The organism is Butyricimonas paravirosa, from assembly GCF_032878955.1.
Classification (GTDB): domain Bacteria; phylum Bacteroidota; class Bacteroidia; order Bacteroidales; family Marinifilaceae; genus Butyricimonas; species Butyricimonas paravirosa.
Genome location: NZ_CP043839.1, coordinates 4,204,415 through 4,225,537 on the forward strand (window position 1 = coordinate 4,204,415; position 21,123 = coordinate 4,225,537).

The 21,123-nt window shown below is 40.9% G+C and carries 14 protein-coding genes; 12 read left to right on the forward strand and 2 right to left on the reverse strand.

From position 1 onward, the window contains the following. Nucleotides 1-36 precede the first annotated feature (36 nt). From F1644_RS17045 to F1644_RS17090, 10 genes are all read left to right on the forward strand, one after another. Nucleotides 37-1,434: a calcineurin-like phosphoesterase C-terminal domain-containing protein gene (locus F1644_RS17045; RefSeq protein WP_118304477.1), complete on the forward strand. Its 1,398-nt coding sequence runs from the start codon at nt 37-39 to the stop codon at nt 1,432-1,434. A 361-nt stretch (nt 1,435-1,795) separates the two neighbouring features. After that, nucleotides 1,796-2,377, forward strand: coding sequence for an RNA polymerase sigma-70 factor (locus F1644_RS17050; protein ID WP_118304476.1), 582 nt, complete (start codon nt 1,796-1,798; stop codon nt 2,375-2,377). A gap of 128 nt (nt 2,378-2,505) precedes the next feature. Then, nucleotides 2,506-3,633, forward strand: a complete 1,128-nt coding sequence (locus F1644_RS17055) for a FecR family protein (protein ID WP_118304475.1) — start codon at nt 2,506-2,508, stop codon at nt 3,631-3,633. 158 nt (nt 3,634-3,791) lie between these two features. Then, on the forward strand, nt 3,792-7,127 hold the full coding sequence (locus F1644_RS17060; RefSeq protein WP_158572036.1) for a SusC/RagA family TonB-linked outer membrane protein: 3,336 nt from the start codon (nt 3,792-3,794) through the stop codon (nt 7,125-7,127). 16 nt (nt 7,128-7,143) lie between these two features. Then, nucleotides 7,144-8,625, forward strand: coding sequence for a RagB/SusD family nutrient uptake outer membrane protein (locus F1644_RS17065; RefSeq protein ID WP_168044136.1), 1,482 nt, complete (start codon nt 7,144-7,146; stop codon nt 8,623-8,625). Further along, the gene (locus F1644_RS17070) at nt 8,622-9,377 is read left to right on the forward strand and encodes a DUF4843 domain-containing protein (RefSeq protein WP_118304472.1); all 756 of its coding nucleotides are present in this window, start codon (nt 8,622-8,624) and stop codon (nt 9,375-9,377) included. Before F1644_RS17065 ends, F1644_RS17070 begins: the two co-directional genes overlap by 4 nt. A 20-nt stretch (nt 9,378-9,397) precedes the next feature. Beyond that, a complete protein-coding gene (locus F1644_RS17075; protein ID WP_158572038.1) occupies nt 9,398-10,957 on the forward strand; it encodes a PKD-like family lipoprotein in 1,560 nt (519 codons plus the stop codon). Nucleotides 10,958-11,023: 66 nt separating this feature from the next. Beyond that, nucleotides 11,024-12,463: a TlpA family protein disulfide reductase gene (locus F1644_RS17080; RefSeq protein ID WP_087420897.1), complete on the forward strand. Its 1,440-nt coding sequence runs from the start codon at nt 11,024-11,026 to the stop codon at nt 12,461-12,463. 27 nt (nt 12,464-12,490) lie between these two features. Further along, the gene (locus F1644_RS17085) at nt 12,491-13,696 is read left to right on the forward strand and encodes a TlpA disulfide reductase family protein (RefSeq protein WP_118304471.1); all 1,206 of its coding nucleotides are present in this window, start codon (nt 12,491-12,493) and stop codon (nt 13,694-13,696) included. Between the two features lie 9 nt (nt 13,697-13,705). After that, entirely contained in the window at nt 13,706-15,535 is a 1,830-nt protein-coding gene (locus tag F1644_RS17090) for a protein-disulfide reductase DsbD domain-containing protein (RefSeq protein WP_118304470.1), read from the forward strand. A 76-nt stretch (nt 15,536-15,611) separates the two neighbouring features. On the opposite strand, the gene F1644_RS17095 is transcribed toward F1644_RS17090, so the two are convergent. Beyond that, the gene (locus F1644_RS17095) at nt 15,612-17,159 is read right to left on the reverse strand and encodes an ATP-binding protein (protein WP_118304469.1); all 1,548 of its coding nucleotides are present in this window, start codon (nt 17,157-17,159) and stop codon (nt 15,612-15,614) included. Nucleotides 17,160-17,315: 156 nt separating this feature from the next. Here F1644_RS17095 and F1644_RS17100 point away from each other — a divergent pair, with 156 nt between their 5' ends. After that, nucleotides 17,316-17,828, forward strand: a complete 513-nt coding sequence (locus F1644_RS17100) for a DUF4494 domain-containing protein (protein WP_118304491.1) — start codon at nt 17,316-17,318, stop codon at nt 17,826-17,828. A gap of 340 nt (nt 17,829-18,168) precedes the next feature. On the opposite strand, the gene F1644_RS17105 is transcribed toward F1644_RS17100, so the two are convergent. Continuing rightward, on the reverse strand, nt 18,169-19,146 hold the full coding sequence (locus F1644_RS17105) for a hypothetical protein (protein ID WP_118304468.1): 978 nt from the start codon (nt 19,144-19,146) through the stop codon (nt 18,169-18,171). A gap of 351 nt (nt 19,147-19,497) precedes the next feature. On the opposite strand from F1644_RS17105, the gene F1644_RS17110 reads away from it, so the two are divergent. After that, the gene (locus tag F1644_RS17110) at nt 19,498-21,093 is read left to right on the forward strand and encodes an Mfa1 family fimbria major subunit (RefSeq protein ID WP_118304467.1); all 1,596 of its coding nucleotides are present in this window, start codon (nt 19,498-19,500) and stop codon (nt 21,091-21,093) included. Nucleotides 21,094-21,123 lie beyond the last annotated feature (30 nt).

Genomic DNA, 21,123 nt, shown 5'->3' on the forward strand with positions numbered 1-21,123 from the left:
AGTGATAGATTGTTATATAACGTAATAAGTTTTAGAATGATGAAAACATTGAAATTATTATTGTTCTCTTGGATCAGTATGTTTAGTTTTTGTGCTGTTGGTCAGACGGAAGTAAACATAAAGGGTAAAGTGATGGATTTACAACATCGTCCTATTCCGGGGGTTATTGTAAATAATGGTATAAATTTTACGATTACCGATCAAAAAGGGGCATATCATTTGCTTACCGATACTGCTAAATGCCGTTATGTCAGGATTACCGTGCCTTCTAATTGTCATGTACCGGTTAACGAGCTTAATTTGATAGAATTTTACAAGCCAATTGAAAAGCAAAATTTGTCTACTTCGTATGATTTTATTTTGAAAAAAAGGGAACAGGCTACAGGGAAATTCACGTATCTGGTTTTTTCTGATCCCCAACCTAAAGATGATTTTCATTTTGTTCGTTTTTTCACGGAGACAGTACCCGACGTGAAAAAATTTTTGAGTACAATAAAAGGAGAGGTTTATGGTTTTGTCGAGGGGGATATCGTGAGTGATGCATTACATTTATACCCGTTGTATACCAGTGCCGTTGCATCATGGAATATTCCGATGATGCATGTTATAGGGAATCATGATTTTGATAAACGGTATGCAGAGGCTGGCCGGACTCTTGATAAAACGAAAGGTTATGGCGAACAAACGTACGAGGCTTTCTTTGGACCGACTGATTATTCTTTGAATATCGGGAATATTCATGTTATTTGTATGAAAGATATTGAGTATTTAGGGGATAAAAAGTATTATACACAATTAACGGCAGAACAGTTGGAATGGCTGAAGAAAGATTTGAGTTACGTGAAAACCGGAACGACTGTATTTTTAAACGTACATGCTCCTATATTTAATATTGCAAATTCCAAGCAAGTATTGGATGTCCTCAAAGATTATAATGTACATATTTTTTCCGGGCATACGCATTTTCATAAAAATGAGATTCTGGCGGAAAATATTTACGAGCATAATGTGGGGGCAGTATGTGGATTCCACTGGCAGGGAAATGCGAGTCGATGTGGAACCCCGAATGGATTTATGAGTGTTGAGGTTGACGGGAATAATGTCCAATGGCATTTTAAATCAACCGGGCATGATTTAGATTATCAATTTAAGGTGTACAGGCCTGGTGAGTTCGATTCTCAACCTGAATATGTCGTTGCCAATGTTTGGGATTGGGATAATTCCTATAAAGTGAGATGGTATGAAGACGGTGTTTTAAAGGGAGATATGGAACAATTTTCGGATATAGATCAGGATTTTCTGGATTCTGGTAGAGTGAAGGTTTATAGAACCGATCATTTATTCCGGGTCAAACCTTCGGTTACGGCAAAAAAGATTAAAGTTGAAGTTATCAACAGATTCGGGGAAACTTATGTGAAAATAGTTAATTTGTAGCTTGAGTTTAGTTGAATTTTGAAAAGGTCGTGCTTTATTTTGGGGAAAGCACGACTTTTTGTTTTTCGACAATCTGGAGAATGTTTTTGCCATCCGAAACGATTCATTAGGAAAATCTTTTGATATTGGAGAAGAAGTTGACAGATCGCCTTTTCAATATGCTCTTGAAGTTCTGATTTTGTATAATGTGCCTAGGTGAACAACTTGGTAATTTTGTAGGATCTGTTCTTGGAGTTTGTTACGTGTGTCTAGTTGTGCCAAATAATTATTCTAGTGGATATCGTATATTCGTGATATTATTTTGGATTATTTTTTCCATCTGATTGTTCGAGAATCCGGATTTTTATATAAGTTTGTCTCCATGAGTGGTGAGAATTGTATCATGGAAGAAGTTTTCGCTAAAATAAAGAATGGAGACCAAGGGGCATTTGAACAAGTGTTTAGAATGTTCTATATGCCATTGTGCGATTATGCAGTCATGATTCTTGGTGATCAGGCGGAGGCAGAAGACGTGGTGCAGGATCTTTTCACGTATCTCTGGAGAAGTCGGCAGGAGGTTCAGGTGCAGGAGTCCGTGAAATCTTATCTTTTTACTTCGGTACGTTTCCGGGCTTTAAATGTGTTGAAACATAAAATGATAGAGCGAAAACATGGGGCGTCATTGATGGCGTTTATTGAAGATCTACAAAATTCCGGTTACTCGGAAGAGGAGATGCAACGTGTGGAGCAAATAAAAGAGGTTTTGCAAACTTTACCTGCGCAATGTCGGACGGTATTCACAATGAGTTGTTTAGACGGAAAAAAATACAAGGAGATTGCGGATGAATTGGGAATATCGGTGAATACCGTAAAGTCTCACGTGATGAAAGCGTATCGGGATATTCGAGCTAGGGTAGGTGGAGAACAGTCTCCCGTGTTGCTTTTTATAGCTTTGCAAGGATAAGGATTGATGGGAGATATTACTCTTGGTAATCAGATTGTTTTTTTATGTGTGATATTTTTTTGAAAAAAGTTCATTTTTAACTCACCTTCTTTTGAAGGATGATTGTCGTATAGGAAAATAGATACGAAATGAACGATTTTCTGGAAAATAATTGGGAGCGTTTGACTTCTCTGTGGCGAAGGCCGGAGGAAGGAGAGCTATCTCAGGAGGAAAAAAAGATATTGCAACAACAATTCGAAATCCGGCAGGCCATGCACGGATTGGGCTCCCATCGTTATGACGTGGATAACGCTTGGCGGAAAATACAACCGAAAAGGGGTAGAAAATGGGTATTGTCGGTTTGTAAATATGCGGCCATGTTTGTATTGGGTGTTTCTTTGGTTTATGTCGCTACCCGTCCGGAGCCGGAGGAAAAAATTGTACGTGCTGAAGTGATAAAACCCGGTAGGTTACAGGCGGAATTGCGTTTGGGAACGGGAGTACGGTTAGCGTTAAACGAGCATCAAGGAGTTTATTCCTCGGAAAATGCGGGCGTGGAGATTGTGAATGACACGGTGACGGGGAAAGTTTCCTATCATGTAAATGAGACAGGAATGGAAGATTCTTTGGTTTTTAATACCTTGATTGTTCCGAAAGGTGGGGAGTATTCTTTAGAATTACCAGATGGAACGGTGGTTTGGGTTAATTCTGAATCTGCTTTACGTTTTCCGGAGAAATTTACTTCCAACCGACGAGAGGTATTTTTGGAAGGAGAGGCTTATTTCGAGGTGAAAAAAGATGCGAACAGACCTTTCTATGTACACACGGAGGCAGGAAAAGTTCGGGTATTAGGGACAGCTTTCAACGTGTGTGCGTATTCGAATGATCGTTTTTGGCAGACTACTTTGGTTGAAGGTTCCGTGATGATTAATCAAGAGGAAAAAGAAGTTTTACTGAAACCGAACGAGCAATACCAGATTGATGTAAGAACCGGAAAAGCTGGACTGAGAGAAGTTTTGCCGGAATTGTACACGTCTTGGCGAGATGGAAAATTCTATTTTAAAGCATACACGTTTGAAGAATTGGTCGAGAAATTAGAGCGGTGGTATGATTTTAAAATGTTTTACATGAACGAGGAGATTAAAACTCGACGTTTTTCGGGAGTGGTCAACAAGTACCAACCTTTAGAAGAAATGTTTAAATTCCTTCAGATGACTTCAGATGTACAATTTAACGTGAAAGGAAATGTGGTAACGGCAAGTTTGAAAAATAGATAAACATATACGAGATCAAAAGAACGAGAGATTGCGGCTCCCGTTCTTATCTTAACCCGTATGGATTAATAAATATTTAATGTAACTACAAATTTATGGAAAAAAATGAGGATGTAGGTTTATTTTACTGGAAAAGTAGAATAAAAAAAATGTTATTGCTTATGAAGCTGATTTGTTTTTGGATTCTAGTCGGGTTGATGCAAGTGCATGCAACCGCTTATGGTCAGGCCGAGAGTGTGGCTTTCGAGAAGAAGAGTCTGACGATTGATCAAGTGTTTAGTACGATAACCACGCAGTTGAAATATGACATTTTCTACAGCGATGATGAGATTGACGTGGCTAAGGTGGTTCGGCTCCCAAATTTAACAGTGAATGTGGAAGACGTTTTACGTTTGGTTCTTGGGGAACATTTTACCTATCAATTTGTCGGTAAGACTATCGTGATAGCTCCAAAAACTGAAATCCCACAGAATCAAAAGGGACTTCAACTTAGAGGTTTTGTATCAGACACGAAAAAACAACCTATGCCGGGCGTGACGGTTAAGTTAGTTGGAACTTCTATCGGGACTGCAACTAACATGGACGGGTGGTTTCAATTGCCGGATATTCCTGCGAATGCGGGAACTTTAGAGTTTTCTTTTGTTGGTTATAAATCGCAAAAAGTAGATTTTACAGCCAACACGAGAGATACTTTACGGATTGTGATGGAAGAAGATGTTACAGAAGTTGATGAGGTCGTGGTTACCGGTATGTTTACGCGCAAAGCGAATAGTTTTACTGGTGCAGCCCAATCGTTTTCTCGGGAGGAAATTCGTCGGGTAGGAAATACGAATGTATTGCAGAGTATCAAGAATCTTGATCCTTCCTTTCGTATCGCTGAAAGTCTTGCGAACGGTTCGAATCCGAATCAGCAATACGAGATCACGATGCGTGGGCAGTCCGGTTTCCCGGATTTGAAAGGAGAATATTCATCGAATCCTAATAATCCGTTATTTATTGTTGACGGTTTTGAGCAATCGCTAACTTATGTGATGGATATGGATATGAATCGTGTGGCTAGCGTGACACTTTTGAAAGATGCCGCGGCCAAGGCCATATACGGATCGAAAGCTGCCAATGGGGTGGTAGTTATTGAAACGTTACAGCCGGAAAAGGGAAAATTGAGAGTGAGTTACACGGGCACAATGAACGTTCAACTTCCAGATTTGACCAGTTATGATCTTTGTAATGCAGCAGAAAAGTTGGAAGTAGAATTCAATGCAGGGAAATATACCTATTTCAGGGATAACGGTTCGTCTATATGGGGAAATCCGGTTGAACAATATTCATGGGATCAGGTCTATAACGGACTGATGAAAGAGGTGATTGCCGGGGTTAATACTGATTGGAAGTCGATACCGTTACGAAATGGTATTGGGCAGAAACATGCTATCTACCTTGAAGGAGGGGATGATTTTTTCCGGTATGGTCTGGATGTTTCATATAATAATGTGGTTGGTGTGATGAAAGGTTCTAATCGGAACACGTTTTCTGGAGGTGTGACACTTTCATACCGGTATAATAATATCATGCTAAAGAATAGTTTTTCAGTAACCTATAATAAGGGAGAGAATTCTCCGTATGGTTCATTTAGTGAATATACCTCGATGAATCCTTATTATCGTTGTTGGGATGATGATGGTAACGTTATAAAAATACTTGGAGAACGTCTTGGTACATATCAAAATACGAATGTTTATAATCCTGTATGGAACGCCACGATCAACACGAAGGACTTTTCCGAATACACGCAGTTTGTAAATAATTTCTACGTGGAATGGACGCCTGCACGAGGATTTAAATTTACCGGACGGGTGAGTTTGAACAAGAGCGATACGGGTAGTGAAATATTTCATCCTGCATCACACACGGATTTTATCGGTTGGGAAGAGGATGAAGAAAAGATTTATCGACGCGGCAGCTATATCTATGGTGACGGAAAATCTTTTGCGGTGTCTGCAGACGTGCTGGCAAACTATTCCGTGCAGCTAGGTGAAAGACACATGATTTTTGCTAACGTGGGATGGAGTTTGAATAATTCTACATCGGAGTCGGTGACCTTTAAAGCAGAAGGATTTTCTAATGATAAACTTGATAATTTAGCTTTTGCACGACAGTATTATAAAGATGGACGTCCCTCTGCTTCCGAATCTACTACTCGTGATATTGGTTTTGTCGGTGCTGCGAACTACTCTTACGATAATCGGTATCTTTTTGATGCGTCGTTTCGTTTGTCCGGTTCATCTCAATTCGGTAGTGATAATCGTTGGGGTACATTCTGGTCGTTAGGCTTAGGATGGAATCTGCATCAAGAAAAATTCTTTCATTCATTGACGGATTCAGGTATCCTTTCACAGTTGAAACTTCGTGGTTCTTTGGGATACACGGGTTCACAAAATTTCAATTCGTACCAGTCGATTGCAACTTATTCCTACTACACGTCCAGTGCTTACAACGGTAATATCGGAGCTGTCTTGGCTGGGATGCCTAATTCTCGTTTGAAGTGGCAAAGAAAATATGATCGGAATCTCGGGGTTGATTTTGGTGTGTTTAACGGGAGGTTACAGGGGCGTTTTGATTACTATTCGACAGTTACAGACGATTTATTAACCGATGTAACGATTCCTTCTTCTACCGGATTTACTTCATATAAAGAGAATTTGGGAAAAGTGGAGAATATTGGTTATGAAATCAGTCTTAAATACCGGGTTTGGCAGGAGCAGTCGAAGGATGCTTTCCTGAATATATTTGTGGCCGCATCACATAATAAAAATACGATCAAACAGATTTCTAACTTTTTGCAGACGTATAACGATACCCAAACGTCCTCTGTTTCCAATAAACCGATTACTCGTTATGAGGAAGGTCAGTCTATGTCAGCGATTTGGGCGGTGAAATCAATGGGAATCGATCCTGCGTGTGGAGATGAACTTTTTATTACATCGGAAGGAACACGCACGTATGAATGGGATTCCGATAATCTTCAGATTTGTGGGGATACAGAACCGACACTTCAAGGGAACCTTGGATTTAATTTTGATTACAAGGGAATTAGTTTGAATGTGACTGCCCGTTATCAGTTCGGAGGACAAGTGTATAACCAGACATTGGTTGATAAGGTAGAAAATGCGAACTTGGAAAACAACGTTGATCGTCGAATTTTTTCCGATCGTTGGGTAAAAAAGGGAGACGTGAGTTTGTATAAAAATATAAAGAATGAAGAGACAACTCAAGCAACTTCCCGCTTTGTCGAGGATGATGATCAGTTTGTGATTTCATCTCTTAATCTTTCTTACGAGTTGACGAGAATTGAGGCGATTAAACGTATCGGGATGGAACGTCTTAGACTTTCGTTTGATATGACTGATTTCGGACGAATGCAGTCCGTGAAAATAGAACGAGGAACTTCCTATCCGTTTGCACGTACGTTCTCGTTTTCGCTTCAGGTAATGTTTTAATTAAAACCGCATGACAATGAAAACAATAAAAATTATTCTTTCTTTTATCATCATCTCGCTTTTCTCTATTTCATGCGATGATTGGCTTGATGTGAAACCTAAAACTCAGGTTGAGTCGTCGGAGTTACTGAAAGATGAAGCCGGTTATAAAGATGCTCTTTGGGGTGTTTACACGTTGATGGTACAGAAATCAATGTACGGGTTAAACATGACGGTGTCATTGGATGCCATGGCAAAAATTTATTCCCGTGTCGGGACGTCGGCTACTCAATATCCTCTCAGTACGTATAGTTATACGAGTACGAAGGCCAAATCATTGATTAACGATGTTTGGCAAAAGACTTACACGACAATAGCTAACGTGAATAATATCATCGGTAATATTCGAGAGGCAGATCCGGCCATGTTTTCAAGAGACAATTATAACGTTATTTATGGTGAGGCTTTGGGTTTGAGGGCATTTCTTCATTTTGATTTACTGAGGCTTTTTGCTCCCGCGTATGCAGATGATCCGGAGGCCCAAGGGATTCCTTACGTGGATCGTTTTGATTATAATATCACGGAGGTACAGACTGTTAGCAAGACTATAGATCTTATACTGAAAGATTTGGAAGATGCTGCAGCTCTTTTGAAAGTGGCGGATCCGCTTTGTACCGGACGAGCGATCACGACTTCCGATGATAATGGTTATTTGCTTGATCGTACGTTTAGATTTAATTATTATGCCGTGGTGGCGACGATGGCGAGGGTGTATATGTGGAAGGGGGATAAGGTTAATGCAGCATTAAAAGCAAAAGAGGTTATTTCGGATAGTGATTGTAAGTGGACTTCGATTGATGATATTGCGATAGCCGAGGAAAAGCGGGATCATACATTTACTCCGGAACATATTTTCAGATTGAGGGTTGAGGAGATGGAAAAGAATATTGAATACGTATTTTCGATTACAATGGCATGGGCTACCGGGTATTCATTTTCAGTGATGGATCGGGATGCGGCAATAATCTACCCGCATGCGACAGATTGGCGCGGTTGGAATACCCGTTACGGTTGGAGTGAGGATTTGGGACTGAGTTCTTCCTCTATTTATCGTTTGCCGAATAAGTTTTGGCAATATGAGGATATGCCTGCCGAGTTCAAAAATTTGATGCCGATCATCCGGTTCCCGGAAATGAAACTGATTGTGTCCGAATGTAATCCTACCACTGAAGGTGCTGAGATTATTAATGAGATACGTTCTCACCGGGGAATTACGGAAGAATTTTCAGCAACCTCAACTGAAACACAGGTGTTGGATGAGATTTTAAACGAGTATCGACGGGAGTTTTATGGTGAAGGACTCATGTGGTATTATTATAAAAGGCTGAATAAGAAAAGTATTCCTTATTTAAGTTATGGATATTCATATTCGATGGCCATGGATCAGGCTAAATATGTATGGCCCATGCCGGAAGAAGAGATTGAGTTTGGAAATAGAAATAAAGAAAATGAGTTATGAAAATATTTAAATATGTAATTCTTGGTGCGATATTGATGGCTCTGTTCGCTTGCGAGAATGAGAAAAATACTTTCAGCGATAATCCGTCAATTTACATCGGAGGTGATAAAGAACAGAATGCAACGGCAGACTCCGTTATCTTCTCGTTCAAAAAATATGATGATGCGGTACAATCTTATGATTTGAATCTGATGGTTTATGTAACCGGGGTGGTTTCTGATAGAGCGCGTACTTTTGCTTTAGAAGTGTTGGAGGACGGAACGAATGTTTCTTCCAACGATTACACGTTGGGAGATATGGAGATTCCGGCCGGAGCTTATTATGCGACGTTACCCGTTACGGTGAAACGTAAGGTGGAGGGAATAGATCTTGCAGAACAGGTCGCTTCGTTGACCGTTCGGGTAAAGGCAAATGAAAACTTTGAGGAAGGACCGGAGGAATATGCTGTTTATAAATTTGTTTGGTGTGATTATTTGATTCAGCCGGCTTGGTGGCAGGTCGGTTTTACGAATGTTGCGGGGCCTTTCACTCAAGCTCGTTATAAATTTATTCTGGATTATTACGGTGATGTGGATTTGTTCGAGCTGGGAATGATCGATCCGAATACAGGTTATTCGGATGATGGTAACAAATTATATGCTTTCATCGCTGAATTGATCGATTTATTGAACGAGTACAATGCGACTCATGACGAGCCTTATATGAATGATAATGGGGACCCGTTGGAAATCGGTTCCGGATTAGCGAATTAATCATGAGAGGAGAAGTTATTATGAAAAAATATACATCGATAAAAGTTATCTTTCTGTTGTTCGTCATGGGACTAACGGCATGTTTGGATGACGAGGGGAATTATAATTATGCCGACCTCGGAAATTTTTACGTGGATACGGTGGGGATACAACATACGTATACGATCAAGCAATTTAGTTCTTTCGCGTTGACGCCCAAGTTTATTTATGATGGGGATAAAAGTGTACTCAAATATAAATGGGAACTCTACAAATCGGATGAGCCATATATAGGGCCTTCGTCATACGGAACCGGTTATTCACATGATTATACACGTGATGACTATCCGGATTACACGATTTCGACCGAGAGAGAATTGGACGTGAAGATCGAGGCAATACCGGGTGCGTATTATTTGGTATTTACAGCTACTGATACGACGAGTGGATTGAAAACCACAATGGATTGGCGATTGACGGTAGAGGGTGTGATTGGTTCCGGGTTAGCTGTATTATATAAAAATGCAGGGGGAAGTGATATTGATATTGTGTACTCTCCGCTATTTAATGGTTCGTTAACAGAGACCTCTTATAATCGTAATGCTTATTCTACGGTAAATCCCACCCGTCCGCTTACCGGAGAACCAAAAGAATTGGTGAGTGCAATATATGCTTCTTATGATCTTTATTATTTATATATGACATCCGGGGAGGACGTGGTTCGTCTTTCGTCAATAGATATGAGTATTGCAGATGAGTTTGATGGACTTTTTGCCGGGAAGATTCCTGCTGTTAAAGATCTGAACGGAATTTTTGTTCGTAATTATAATACTTTCTTTATCAATAACGGTGTGGCTTATAAAGCGAATTCGGGAGGTTTACAGTTAACGCCGATGGCCATGAAAAATGATGATTATTATGCGGTGGCCGGAAATACAACTTGGCAAGTGAATTCGTTGTTTTACGATGGTCTGCATCGTCGGTTTATTTTCTCCAAAATGTGGAGTGCTGAAATTGATCCGGTTATTAATTCGGCTGCACATTTTGATTTTGGCAACGTGGGAAAGGATTTGATTCATTGGTCAAATGGTTATTGGCAAAGTGACAATCAAATAAATTATTGTTTCTTCAAAAATCCCGTTGACGACGGCAAACGTTATATGTATGTATTTGTTGCGGATAAATCGACAGCCAGTGCCTATACTTCTAAGTGTGCGATGGATATAAGTGCTTGTCCGGACATCGCTTTGGCCCATAGTTTTGCGACGGGGGAACGTGGTCCGGTTGTTTTTTATGCTACTGACGCTAACGTATATCGAATGAATTACAATGTGGATGACGCAACTTCAAGTGCAACTGCGGTTTGGACTCCTGCTGCCGGGGAAGTGATTACACGCATCGAACTTTTCAAGAATGCAGGTTTGAATCTGGAAAATAGTACAAAGGATAAGTATTTGCTTGTAGCAACTTATAGCTCGACGGGTAAAGGTAAGATTTATGTGATCGAGTCGGATATTTCCAGTGGAGTACTCGGTGCGGAGCCGGTTGCCGTGTATGAATTTGACGGTCGTATTGCCGATTTCGATTTTATCGCTCAATAATCAGCTAGTGAAGGTTGCCTAAGAATTTCTTAGGCGCCTTCATTCATAAATTTAATTCGTATTGTTATGAAAAGTATTGTGTTGACGATATTATATATCGTTTTGGCATTGTGTGCTATGGCTCAGCGGCCGATGAATGAAAATCAGAAAAAAGCGTTAGAGGCTCAAAAAGCCGGAGGCGAGACGTTGGCTCGTTTTAAATCGGAACTTCTCTATAAGCTTAAAGGAAAAGAGGAAAGTGTCTATTCGGACGTGGCACAGTGTTTCTATTATTTGGGAATGGAGGCTACATTTGATTCAATACAAAATGTGATTGTAAAAAAATTCCCTCATGGGGTTTTAGCCAGAAATCGCTATTTAAACACCTATATCTACTCGGAAATGAATCCGGAGAAACAAGAGGTATTATTCAAAAAATGGATGAAACGTTTTCCTCCGGAAAAATTGGGAGAAAGTATCGTGTATGATTATGCCCGGAGTAGCGTGGCGGGAACATATGCGAGAAATGGTAATTGGCAAAAGGCAAAGGAGTATATTGATAGGATCGTTACGAAGGGATGGTTGGGAGAACCGTGTTCTGTGGTTGCGGGTGCTTTAAGTAAATGCGGGGATATGGAACATGCTCTTATGTTTTACAAGCTTGCCGTGGATAACTGCGAACAATTGCAAAAAGAGGGTGATAAGGCAAGTTTAGCCATCGCGATGAGAGGTTATCCCTCGTATTTGTCTAATTATGCAACAGCTTGTTACGAGGCGGGTTTACATTCAGAGGCGTTAGCGACTATGGAAAAAATGCCTCCCCATAGACGTGATAAATCTTACGCTTTGTTAATGGCAGAAGCCGGACGACCGTTGGAATCATTTTTGTGTTTGGCGGATATGATCAAAGCGGGGCAGGCAGACGAAGAAGTGAATCATAAAATAGAGGAACTTTATATACAACTAAACGGTAGTGGGAAAGGATGTGATACTTATATCGGAGGATTGCGGAAAGCTCGTGCTGATCAACGAAACGAGGAAATTATTAAGAGTATGATTTCCCGGTCTGCTCCGGATTTCACATTGCCTGATGCGGAGGGAAAGGTTGTAAAACTTGCAGACTTGCGTGGAAAAGTTGTCGTGTTGGATTTTTGGGCTACTTGGTGCGGCCCGTGTAAGCGTTCGTTCCCGGCGATGCAAAAGACCGTAGAGAAATATCGTGATGATCCGAATGTGGTATTTTTGTTCATCCACACGTGGGAAAAAGAGAACAATGCGACTGAAGAGGCCGTGAAATATTTGAAAGATAACGATTACTCGTTTCGTTTGTTGATGGATTTAAAAGACCCGAAAACAAAAGCAAATGAAGTCGTGAAGAGTTATGGCGTAACCGGGATTCCTTCAAAATTTGTGATCGATCCACAAGGACAAATCCGGTTTCACGTGACTGGGGCTGCAGGGAGTGATGATGAGATCGTGGCCGAATTATCTCAAATGATAGAGATGGCACGTGAAAAAAAGAATTAAAAGAAATAGTGCTTTAAAATATTAGGTATGAAATATTTGCATTTTAAGTATATTAATATATCTGTTGTTCTTATCCTGTTATTTATTGGAGGAGGATGTGAGACATCTGACGGCTATAAAATCACCGGAATGCTCTATGGTTTTGCCGACAATACGAAAGTTAGCCTGACATTGGCAGCCACGCATCAAGATGAGAAAAAGGAAATGGAAACAACTGTACAGGATGGGAAATTCACATTTGTAGGAAAATTGGTGGAACCTCGTTATTATATGTTGACAATCGAAGAACCGACAGGAGTACGGGGTACTTACGGGTTTATGCTGGAAAATAGTGATATTACTTTTTCTGCGGTGAGAGGGGAACAACAAGAAGGAAGGCCATACGTGGAACTGAAAGATGTTCAATTGAAAGGCTCTGTGACGGATCAAATCTTCAGAGAGAAGATGGCTTTTCGTGAAAAGTTAGATCAAATGTTTGTCGATTATCGGGAGGCACATGCAGGGACGATAAAGAAACTATCGGAATTAAGGAAAAATGGAGATCGAAAAGTGATAACTGATTTTATGCAGACAGATGATTATAAGAATCTGGTGAAAGCTGAAAGAGAGGCTTTCCAAACGCTCGAAAAAGTCATTCATGATAGCGTGGTTGCAAACGGAGATTCATTTTGGGGACCTCTTTTGTTGCTGAATAACAGGGCTTATTTCTCGTCAAATGATACAGAAGCTAAGGAACTATTCAATGGTTTTTCGGAAGAGGCGAAGAATAGTTTTTACGGTCAAGCTTTGAAGAAACAAATATTTCCCAAGACTTTGAAAGGAAAGTCAGTTCCGGAATTTTCTTTACCTGATCGGAATGAAAAGGTATATTCAATGAAAGAATTGAGTAAGGGAAAGAAATGCGTATTGATTGATTTTTGGGCTTCGTGGTGTGGACCTTGTCGTAAGTCGATTCCATTCTTGAAGAAAATGTATCAGGACCTTGTTGATCAAGGATTGGAGATAATCAGTATTTCAATCGATAAGAGTAATGCTGATTGGTTGAAAGCTCTTGACGAAGAACAATTACCTTGGCCTTGTTTAATTGATACGGAAAATGTTTTTGCAGAAAAGTTTGACGGTAGGGCGATCCCGATGTTTATTTTGGTGGATGGAAATGGTATTGTCGTTGAAGATAATCTTCGTGATCAGGCTTTAAAAAATAAAATTGAAGAGTTGATTCGGAATAAATAAAATTCGGATATGAAAATAATTCTATTAGGCTTGTTATTTCTGTTATGTTTTGATTTGCAGGCAGGGATAAGGAAAAGTAAACTGAAAGTGCTTTATGTTGGAGGATCTTCGGACGTGTATGCTAATATAAACAGAGGCAAGGTGGATTCTGCATTATTGTTGGAAGGAGCTAAAAAACGGACTGTGGCCTTCGAAAAACTGCTGAAACAATATTTTAAATATGTGACGGCTATTGATGCGAAAGACTACCAGCCAGTGTTGTCTGAGGATTACGATGTAACCGTGATGGACGGATTACCTCAACCGATAGTTCCTCCGACTACGCAAGAAGATCCCTTTGGACGGTTTTACGGGGAGAAAAGAGAAGGATATTTACCACAGGATTTTGATCGACCCATGTTGTTGATTGCAGAATTGAGTAGTTTAATTGGTACTCGTCTTGGGTTGAAAACGGACTGGTGCTGTCTGTGCTTGGATGCTGATGCTCATCATATACGTACAGAACATCCTATGTTTAAAGGACCATTCCCCGTTAAAATGAGTATGGTAATGAAACCTACACCGGAAAGTGCTAAATCTATTGCGAAATCCGAAGGAGAGGTCGTGCCTGATTCCATTTTGATGTGGCGAGTGCAAAAAGAAGGATATACAACGAAAGCCATACGCCCGGGGATGATCTCCAAGTCTGCCGGTTTTCTGGATTCTCCTGATGTAGAATTTATTTCAGGTGGCGTGTCTGCAAAGGGCTTGGAGGAAGTGGCCATCGGACGACATGGGAATTTCTTACATTGGGGATTTTCAGCCTCACCTGAAGAGATGACGGAGGAGGCAAAATCAGTATTTGCCAATGCGATTGTCTATATTTCCCAATTTGCAGGGCAGACCCCGATAGCTAGGAAGTTTAATCCGTTTATCGTGACCGGGGAACACTTAAAATCAACGATTTTACGGGCTACTCGTGCTGCGTACGAAGAGCGGGTTTCTACATTAAAAAGGATCGGGAAAGAAGAATCGACTTATGGAGAGTATTTAAAGAGTATGTTCCCGGAATTGTATTTTTCATTTGGTACGGATGAAAAAGCGTACAAGGATTATTATATGAATAATGCCGGTTATTTTATGCCTCGACCGGGCCGGGTCTCTTTTCTTTTGGATGAGGATGCAAGAAGTCTGGGTATCTCTAATCATGACATTCGTCTTTTAGATGAGGCGATCCGTTTGTTGGAAGAGGGAACAGACGTGGCGAAAGGACACCGTTTGTTAGAAAGATACACGCTTTGTCGTTTCGAGACTCCGGCAGAATGGCGTACTTGGTTTGAAACAAATAAATCTCGCTTATTTTTCACGGAATCCGGAGGATGGTTCTTTTTAGTAAACACCCGGGATAAAAATGTGCCGGGAAACGATTATCGTGTTTTGTGTACGGAATCAATTAAAGAACCAATCGAGAAAAAAACGTTGAAAGAAGAGGAAACGGATGAAAAGGAACCTGTAAAAGTACAGGCTTTTACAAAGAAAATGTCGAATGGGAATCGATTGATTACAATTCGGATGAAAATCCATCCGGGGTATCGAATTTATACCCAAGTGGATAAAAGTGCTCCCTATCTTCCCACGACAATAACTTTTGTTTTACCGAAAGGAGTTGAAAAGGTGGGAGAGTTAAAGCAGCCTTCAGGACGGGCGTATAATAGTGCCGGAACCGTTATTGTGGAAGAAGAGGCGATATTTACTCAAGAAGTTCGAGGAACGGGGAACGTGACTTGTGTCATTGAATACCAAAGTTGTAATGATCAAATGTGTATGCCGCCTGCAGAGCTAAGTTTAATTGTAAAATAAATAAATCTATTTGTTCTACTCCTCCCATCCGAGATTGATCGAATGGGAGGTAATTCTTTTAGTCGATATAGAGAAGTTATTCCACAATCCACCTCTCAATATTCCGAGTATTATTATCAAAGTTAATCCCGATTTTGAACAACTGTCGGGAATCCGCTTCAAATGGTCGGGCGTAATGTTTCGCTTCGATTTGTTGTAAGGCTTCTTCGGCAGAACCTTCCAGTTTGAATTCCATCACGTAGATGTAACGGTCGGTTTGCAGTACGAGATCCACCCGGCCCTCGGATGTGTGATATTCCGCTTTCACGTAGAAACCTACAAGACGAAAAACAATAAAAAGTACGTTTTGATAGTGTACTTCCAAATCCCGGATCAACTCGTAAGGTGTATCAGCAAAGAAACTTTGCAGGCGACGTAGGAAGGCATCCGGTTGGCCGGATTCAATCTCTCGTGTGAATTGTTGTATCTCGAACGGGGATTCCACTTTGTTCACGTTCGTGTAGAAGGGCATTAGGAATTTGATAAATCCTTCCTCGACTTCTCGGTTCGGAAATCCTAAAATATAATTCTCGAATCGGGGATCGTAATCCTTAATCGTGAGATACCCGCTTTGATAAATCACGGGGATAGGACTTTCATCGGCATAAATGCTGTTGAGTACCTCGGAATTCGTCTCTTCATGAGACATCTGTTCGAGGTTATAATGATTTTGTTTCAATAATTCGACCAAGTAGGTGGGAGTACCTGTTTCGAACCAGTAACTACCGAATTCCTGTTTGGCAAAAGTGTTTAACACGCTGAACGGGTTGTAGATCCCTTCGCTGTTTTGACGGAAATGATAGCCGTCGTATGCCTCTTTTAATCGGGTGCAGGTTTCCTCGTAAGTCATATCCTGTGCCGTGGCTAATCTCCGTAAATCATCTTCAAAATAGCGATGAATCTCTTCTTCTGTCATTCCGCATAGAGAAACGTATTGTTTATCCATGGAAATATCGTTCAAGTTATTGAGATCGCTGAACACGCTGACCTTCCCGAACTTGGTAACCCCGGTCAGTAAGGCAAATTTAATATCCCCGTCCATGGTTTTCAAGGCACCGTAGAATGGTTTCAACGTGTTTCGGAATTCCCGTTGTAACTCTTCATTATTGATTGCTTGCAACATGGGTTTATCATATTCGTCAACAAGGATCACCACCCGTTGCCCGGTTAATTCATGAGCCCGGCGGATAATTCCGGCAAAACGCAGGGAGAAAGAGGCTTCTGACGGCTCGTCCCCGTAGATTTTTTCCCAACGGGTTAAAGCGTTGTTAAGAATATTTCCTAAGCTTTCGATCGAGTCATATTTTTCGATGTTCAAGTCGAGGTGTAGAATGGGATGTTGTAACCACTCTTTCTCTAGTTCTTCCATGGCAAGGCCTTGGAAAAGTTCTCGCTTGCCTTGGAAATACGCTTCGAGCGTTGAAATGAGCAAGCTCTTCCCGAAACGGCGGGGACGGTTAAGGAAATAGTAACGTCCTCTCTTGGCTAATTGGTAGATCAGCGCTGTCTTGTCAACGTAAAGATACCCGTCTTTCCGAAGACTTTCAAAATTTTGAATACCGATAGGATACAGTTTCTCGCTCATGATTTCTCTTGCTAGTGAATTCTTCTAAGACAAACTTAGCTAAAAACAATGATTCGTACGTGTTGTATGCGGAATATTTTTGTGACCCGTGGAATAATTTTGGGGAGATTATTTTACTTTTGCTGTAGAATTAAACACATAAAAAATAGAGAAGAAATGACAGCAAATTGGTTTGAAGCGAAGGTAAAATACGTGAAAGTGGGCGAGGATGGAAAAGAGAAGAAGATGTCCGAGTTGTATTTGTTAGATGCTATGTCCTACACGGAGGCGGAGAGCCGGATCACGGAAAATCTGCGGGAGATGATTCAGGGAGATTTTTATATCGTGGGGTTGAAGAAATCGAACATCACGGAGTTGGTGGAGTCGAATGACGGGAATGACGATAAATGGTTCAAGGCGAAAGTGGCGATTATTGATGCGGACCAGATCAGTGGTAAGGAGAAAAAATCTCACCAGTATTATTTGGTGGCGGCAGCGGATATTGAGAAAGCATTGGCTAATTTGCAGAAGAGTTTGTCAACCTACGTGGTACCTTTCGAGATCAGTTCTCTGACCGATACGAATATCATGGACGTGTTCCCTTATTTCTCGGATGATGCGAATCAAGAAATCCCATCCAATCTGAAACCGCTGGGTGATTTTGAACATGAGGCAGAGATAGACGCTTAGTGTAAAATATATTGAAATAATGGGGCTGTACCAAAAGTCAATTTTATTTCAAGAAACTCCTCCGTCACTTCGTGCCACCTCTTTCTTCCCCTGCCCGAGGGGAAGTACCCCGAAGGGGTGATGGGGAGGGAGAACAGAGGAGGAGCTGGTGATTCACTCCGAAGATGGGGAGTGTTTCAACTCTCCCTCTGTTTATAGAGGGAAATCGGCGAGTAAGCGAGAACAGACAGGGAGTTTACTCGTTGTCTGTCGAGCGAGAGCCGATTCGAGACTGCTTGCAGGCTCAATACCCCGAAGGGGGGAGGGAGTTTGAAGAATGACTTTTTGTACAGCTCCATCATTATTTTAACACCTCGTCGATAATCCGGTATTGCGTGTTGAAAAACAACCGTCTCTCGATGCGTCCGCTCCTAGAAAGAAGGGTGGAAATATGGCATAAGGAATTGATCCATTCTTTTATTTTATTAAAATTGTCTTCCGAATCCTGTATCATCGAAAAGCTGAAATTAGTTTGGAACAAGGCGAGATGCCTGTTGCCGGAAAAGAAGTAACTGCTGGAAAAACCCACATTGATTGAGGATACGAGAAAATCTGTTTCGGGTGGAAAGGGAATGCTAGGAGTACGTGTTCCGTTTAGTGTCTTTTCTAATTGCGACAATATAAGTTTGAGTTCATTTTTGATGTCCTCTTTTTCCTGTTCGGAAATAATATGCGTTTTGTAGAAATTACTTATTTCTTTAGATAATGCCCAAATCAGCGAGCTATCCCAAATATAAAAAACGTGCAGAAAGTTATAAATGTCATTGTATTTTTCACTGATAGCTGATAACCTGGGAGGAAGTTTCCACTGGGAAAAATTGTTATACTCGTCGGATTGTACGAAATAGTACCCCCATTTAAAGAACATGAACTTCATTATAAGCGGGGAATGTACGAAAAATTCCAAGGGTAGCGAGTGGTAAACGTTTCCGCTGGTACCGGGTTCATCTTGGTTAATCTCCTCGATTTGTTTAAAATTAAGATCTATCATATCGCATAAAGCATCAATGGAGTGAAACTTTAACGGGGTTTCCAGTATGAATGGGAGCCATTGAATATCTTCTTCTTGGTATAAAAGACTATCGAGAGAGATGTTTAAAATCTTGGCAAGTATGCCCATTTCCCGGATGGAGAAGTTGACTTTACCTGCCATTCTCCGGTAAACTGACTCTTTTTCCAGTTTCAGAATGTCTGATACCTGATTAATAAGTTCGGCTCTCTTGGAATTTCTTTTGTGTAGTTCCTCGATGAATTTATCATGAAGATCTTTTTTTCTCATGTTTGTTCTATTTAGTCATATACTTGATACTGGTAATTGTGGAACAATAATCAAATATAAACATAAATCCAGAGGAATTTTTAAAATATTACGTTAAAATGCGGGCTGTTTTAAGAATAGATGCTTTGCCTTGAATGATTCTCCGTTTCGGAGAATGTCAAGAATATAAATCCTCTAAGATGGAGGAAATACAATGTTTACCTCTATTTATTGTATGGATAAAATCAAAAATGATGGGGATGTCGCAAAAATGTATGATCATATCCGGGAGAATGGACTAAAGTTGTCTTTTTCAAGCAATACCGATGGTCTACTTTTGTATTTAGAATATAATATTATAAAAGTAAGCAGATGAAAAATAGGATGGTTCTAAGGTTAGCATTGGCGGCAATCGTTTTTGCCGGTTGCGTGGAAGAGAAGGAAGATAAGTCATTGACAAGTGGCGGGATAGCTGATGTGGCTTACATTTCTCTCAAAGTTAAGACAGAAAAAAACGAGGCTCGTTCCTCGGGTGAAAATGCGGGAATGAATGAAAGTGATTTGAAGACTCTCTACTTGATAACTTTTGACGAAACGGAAAAAGTGGTCGGTATTCCCAAGACAACAGAATACTATACCAAAATTGAGGATGCGGCGTCAAAACCGGATGCGATCAAGATTTCGGCAGCTTCAGAAAAACTATTGGTGATTGCCAATCCGGGAGATGAGTTGTTGGACGTGATTGAAAATATCAACGATCGAACCACGTTTCCCACGATAAATGCAGCGGTAAAAGGGGTTACTATGGCAGAGATTACAGATAATGTGAATGCAATAACCAGGGGATTCACGATGATTAATAGCGGGGATGAGAGTAACAAGCAGGCCGGGGAAAAAATTACCGATCCTTTGATCAGTCTTGTTGGTAAGATTCAAGTTGTCTCGAAAGATCTGCAAGAAGAGGATGCTATTAAAGAGGCTGAGGATGACAATAACCGTGTAGACGTGAAAATTGAACGTCTGGCCTCTAAGGTGGAATTAAAGCTTAAAGAGGACAATAATGATAAGATCGTTGTTGAACCTACCGGTGCGACCTTTACTTTTAAAAATTGGGCGATTGACGTGATGAACAGTACGTTTTATCCTTTTGCCGATAAAACTCTACTTACCGTGATTCATTCGTCCGGGGGAAGTTACGTCAGTAACTTTTATACCAAGGATCCGAATTTCACGAATGCCACTGGTATCGTGAATGCTGCCGTCAACGAAACGACGTATGAACCAGAGTTGGTAGCCCCTTACACCTGGATGGCGGCAGCAACCGGAACTTATTGCATTGAGAACACGATGGATGCGAATGATCAGATATTTGAGAATGCCACTCGTGTTGTGATTAAAGGCGTTTATTATCCTGAAAATCATGTGGGAACAGGCGATTGGTTTAGTTTTGCCGGTAAAACCTATGCTAATTTTGATAAGCTGAAAGAGGCATATAATGCCATTGACGTGGGCCCTAACTTGAAAGCAGCCTGCGAGAAAATGTACGTGAGCATAAGGGCTTACGCGGATAAAAATAGTGGTGTGGATCTTATCGGAACATCGTTCAAAACGTTGGAGGTGTCCGATTTAGCACAAATCAAGAATGGAGGAGAGGTACTTAAAGACGGAAAAAATCCGATCATCCGGTGGTATCAAGGAGGGCTTTGCTATTACTATTACGAGATTCGGCATGATAACGATACCGATGAGCATATGGCTTTCGGAAAATACGGGGTTGTGCGCAATAACTGGTATAAGCTGACCTTGGGGTCCGTGAAAGGGGCAGGAACTCCTTGGTTCCCGGATGTGGACAAACCTGGTCCCGGTGATCCGGACCCGGGTGATCCAATCGACACCTCAACCGGGTATTTGGGAATCACGGTGGATGTTGCGCAATGGATTGTCTGGGAAAACGAGATCGATATTTAGTGATTGGGTAACAGGACTATAAAACATCAA

Excerpts from the sequence above, each read along its gene's own strand:
- F1644_RS17075 (WP_158572038.1), top strand. The coding sequence starts at position 9,398 with ATGAAAAAATATACATCGATAAAAGTTATCTTTCTGTTGTTCGTCATG.
- F1644_RS17080 (WP_087420897.1), top strand. The coding sequence starts at position 11,024 with ATGAAAAGTATTGTGTTGACGATATTATATATCGTTTTGGCATTGTGT.
- F1644_RS17050 (WP_118304476.1), top strand. The coding sequence starts at position 1,796 with ATGAGTGGTGAGAATTGTATCATGGAAGAAGTTTTCGCTAAAATAAAG.
- F1644_RS17090 (WP_118304470.1), top strand. The coding sequence starts at position 13,706 with ATGAAAATAATTCTATTAGGCTTGTTATTTCTGTTATGTTTTGATTTG.
- F1644_RS17100 (WP_118304491.1), top strand. The coding sequence starts at position 17,316 with ATGACAGCAAATTGGTTTGAAGCGAAGGTAAAATACGTGAAAGTGGGC.
- F1644_RS17060 (WP_158572036.1), top strand. The coding sequence starts at position 3,792 with ATGAAGCTGATTTGTTTTTGGATTCTAGTCGGGTTGATGCAAGTGCAT.
- F1644_RS17055 (WP_118304475.1), top strand. The coding sequence starts at position 2,506 with ATGAACGATTTTCTGGAAAATAATTGGGAGCGTTTGACTTCTCTGTGG.
- F1644_RS17110 (WP_118304467.1), top strand. The coding sequence starts at position 19,498 with ATGAAAAATAGGATGGTTCTAAGGTTAGCATTGGCGGCAATCGTTTTT.
- F1644_RS17045 (WP_118304477.1), top strand. The coding sequence starts at position 37 with ATGATGAAAACATTGAAATTATTATTGTTCTCTTGGATCAGTATGTTT.
- F1644_RS17105 (WP_118304468.1), bottom strand. The coding sequence starts at position 19,146 with ATGAGAAAAAAAGATCTTCATGATAAATTCATCGAGGAACTACACAAA.
- F1644_RS17085 (WP_118304471.1), top strand. The coding sequence starts at position 12,491 with ATGAAATATTTGCATTTTAAGTATATTAATATATCTGTTGTTCTTATC.
- F1644_RS17070 (WP_118304472.1), top strand. The coding sequence starts at position 8,622 with ATGAAAATATTTAAATATGTAATTCTTGGTGCGATATTGATGGCTCTG.
- F1644_RS17065 (WP_168044136.1), top strand. The coding sequence starts at position 7,144 with ATGAAAACAATAAAAATTATTCTTTCTTTTATCATCATCTCGCTTTTC.
- F1644_RS17095 (WP_118304469.1), bottom strand. The coding sequence starts at position 17,159 with ATGAGCGAGAAACTGTATCCTATCGGTATTCAAAATTTTGAAAGTCTT.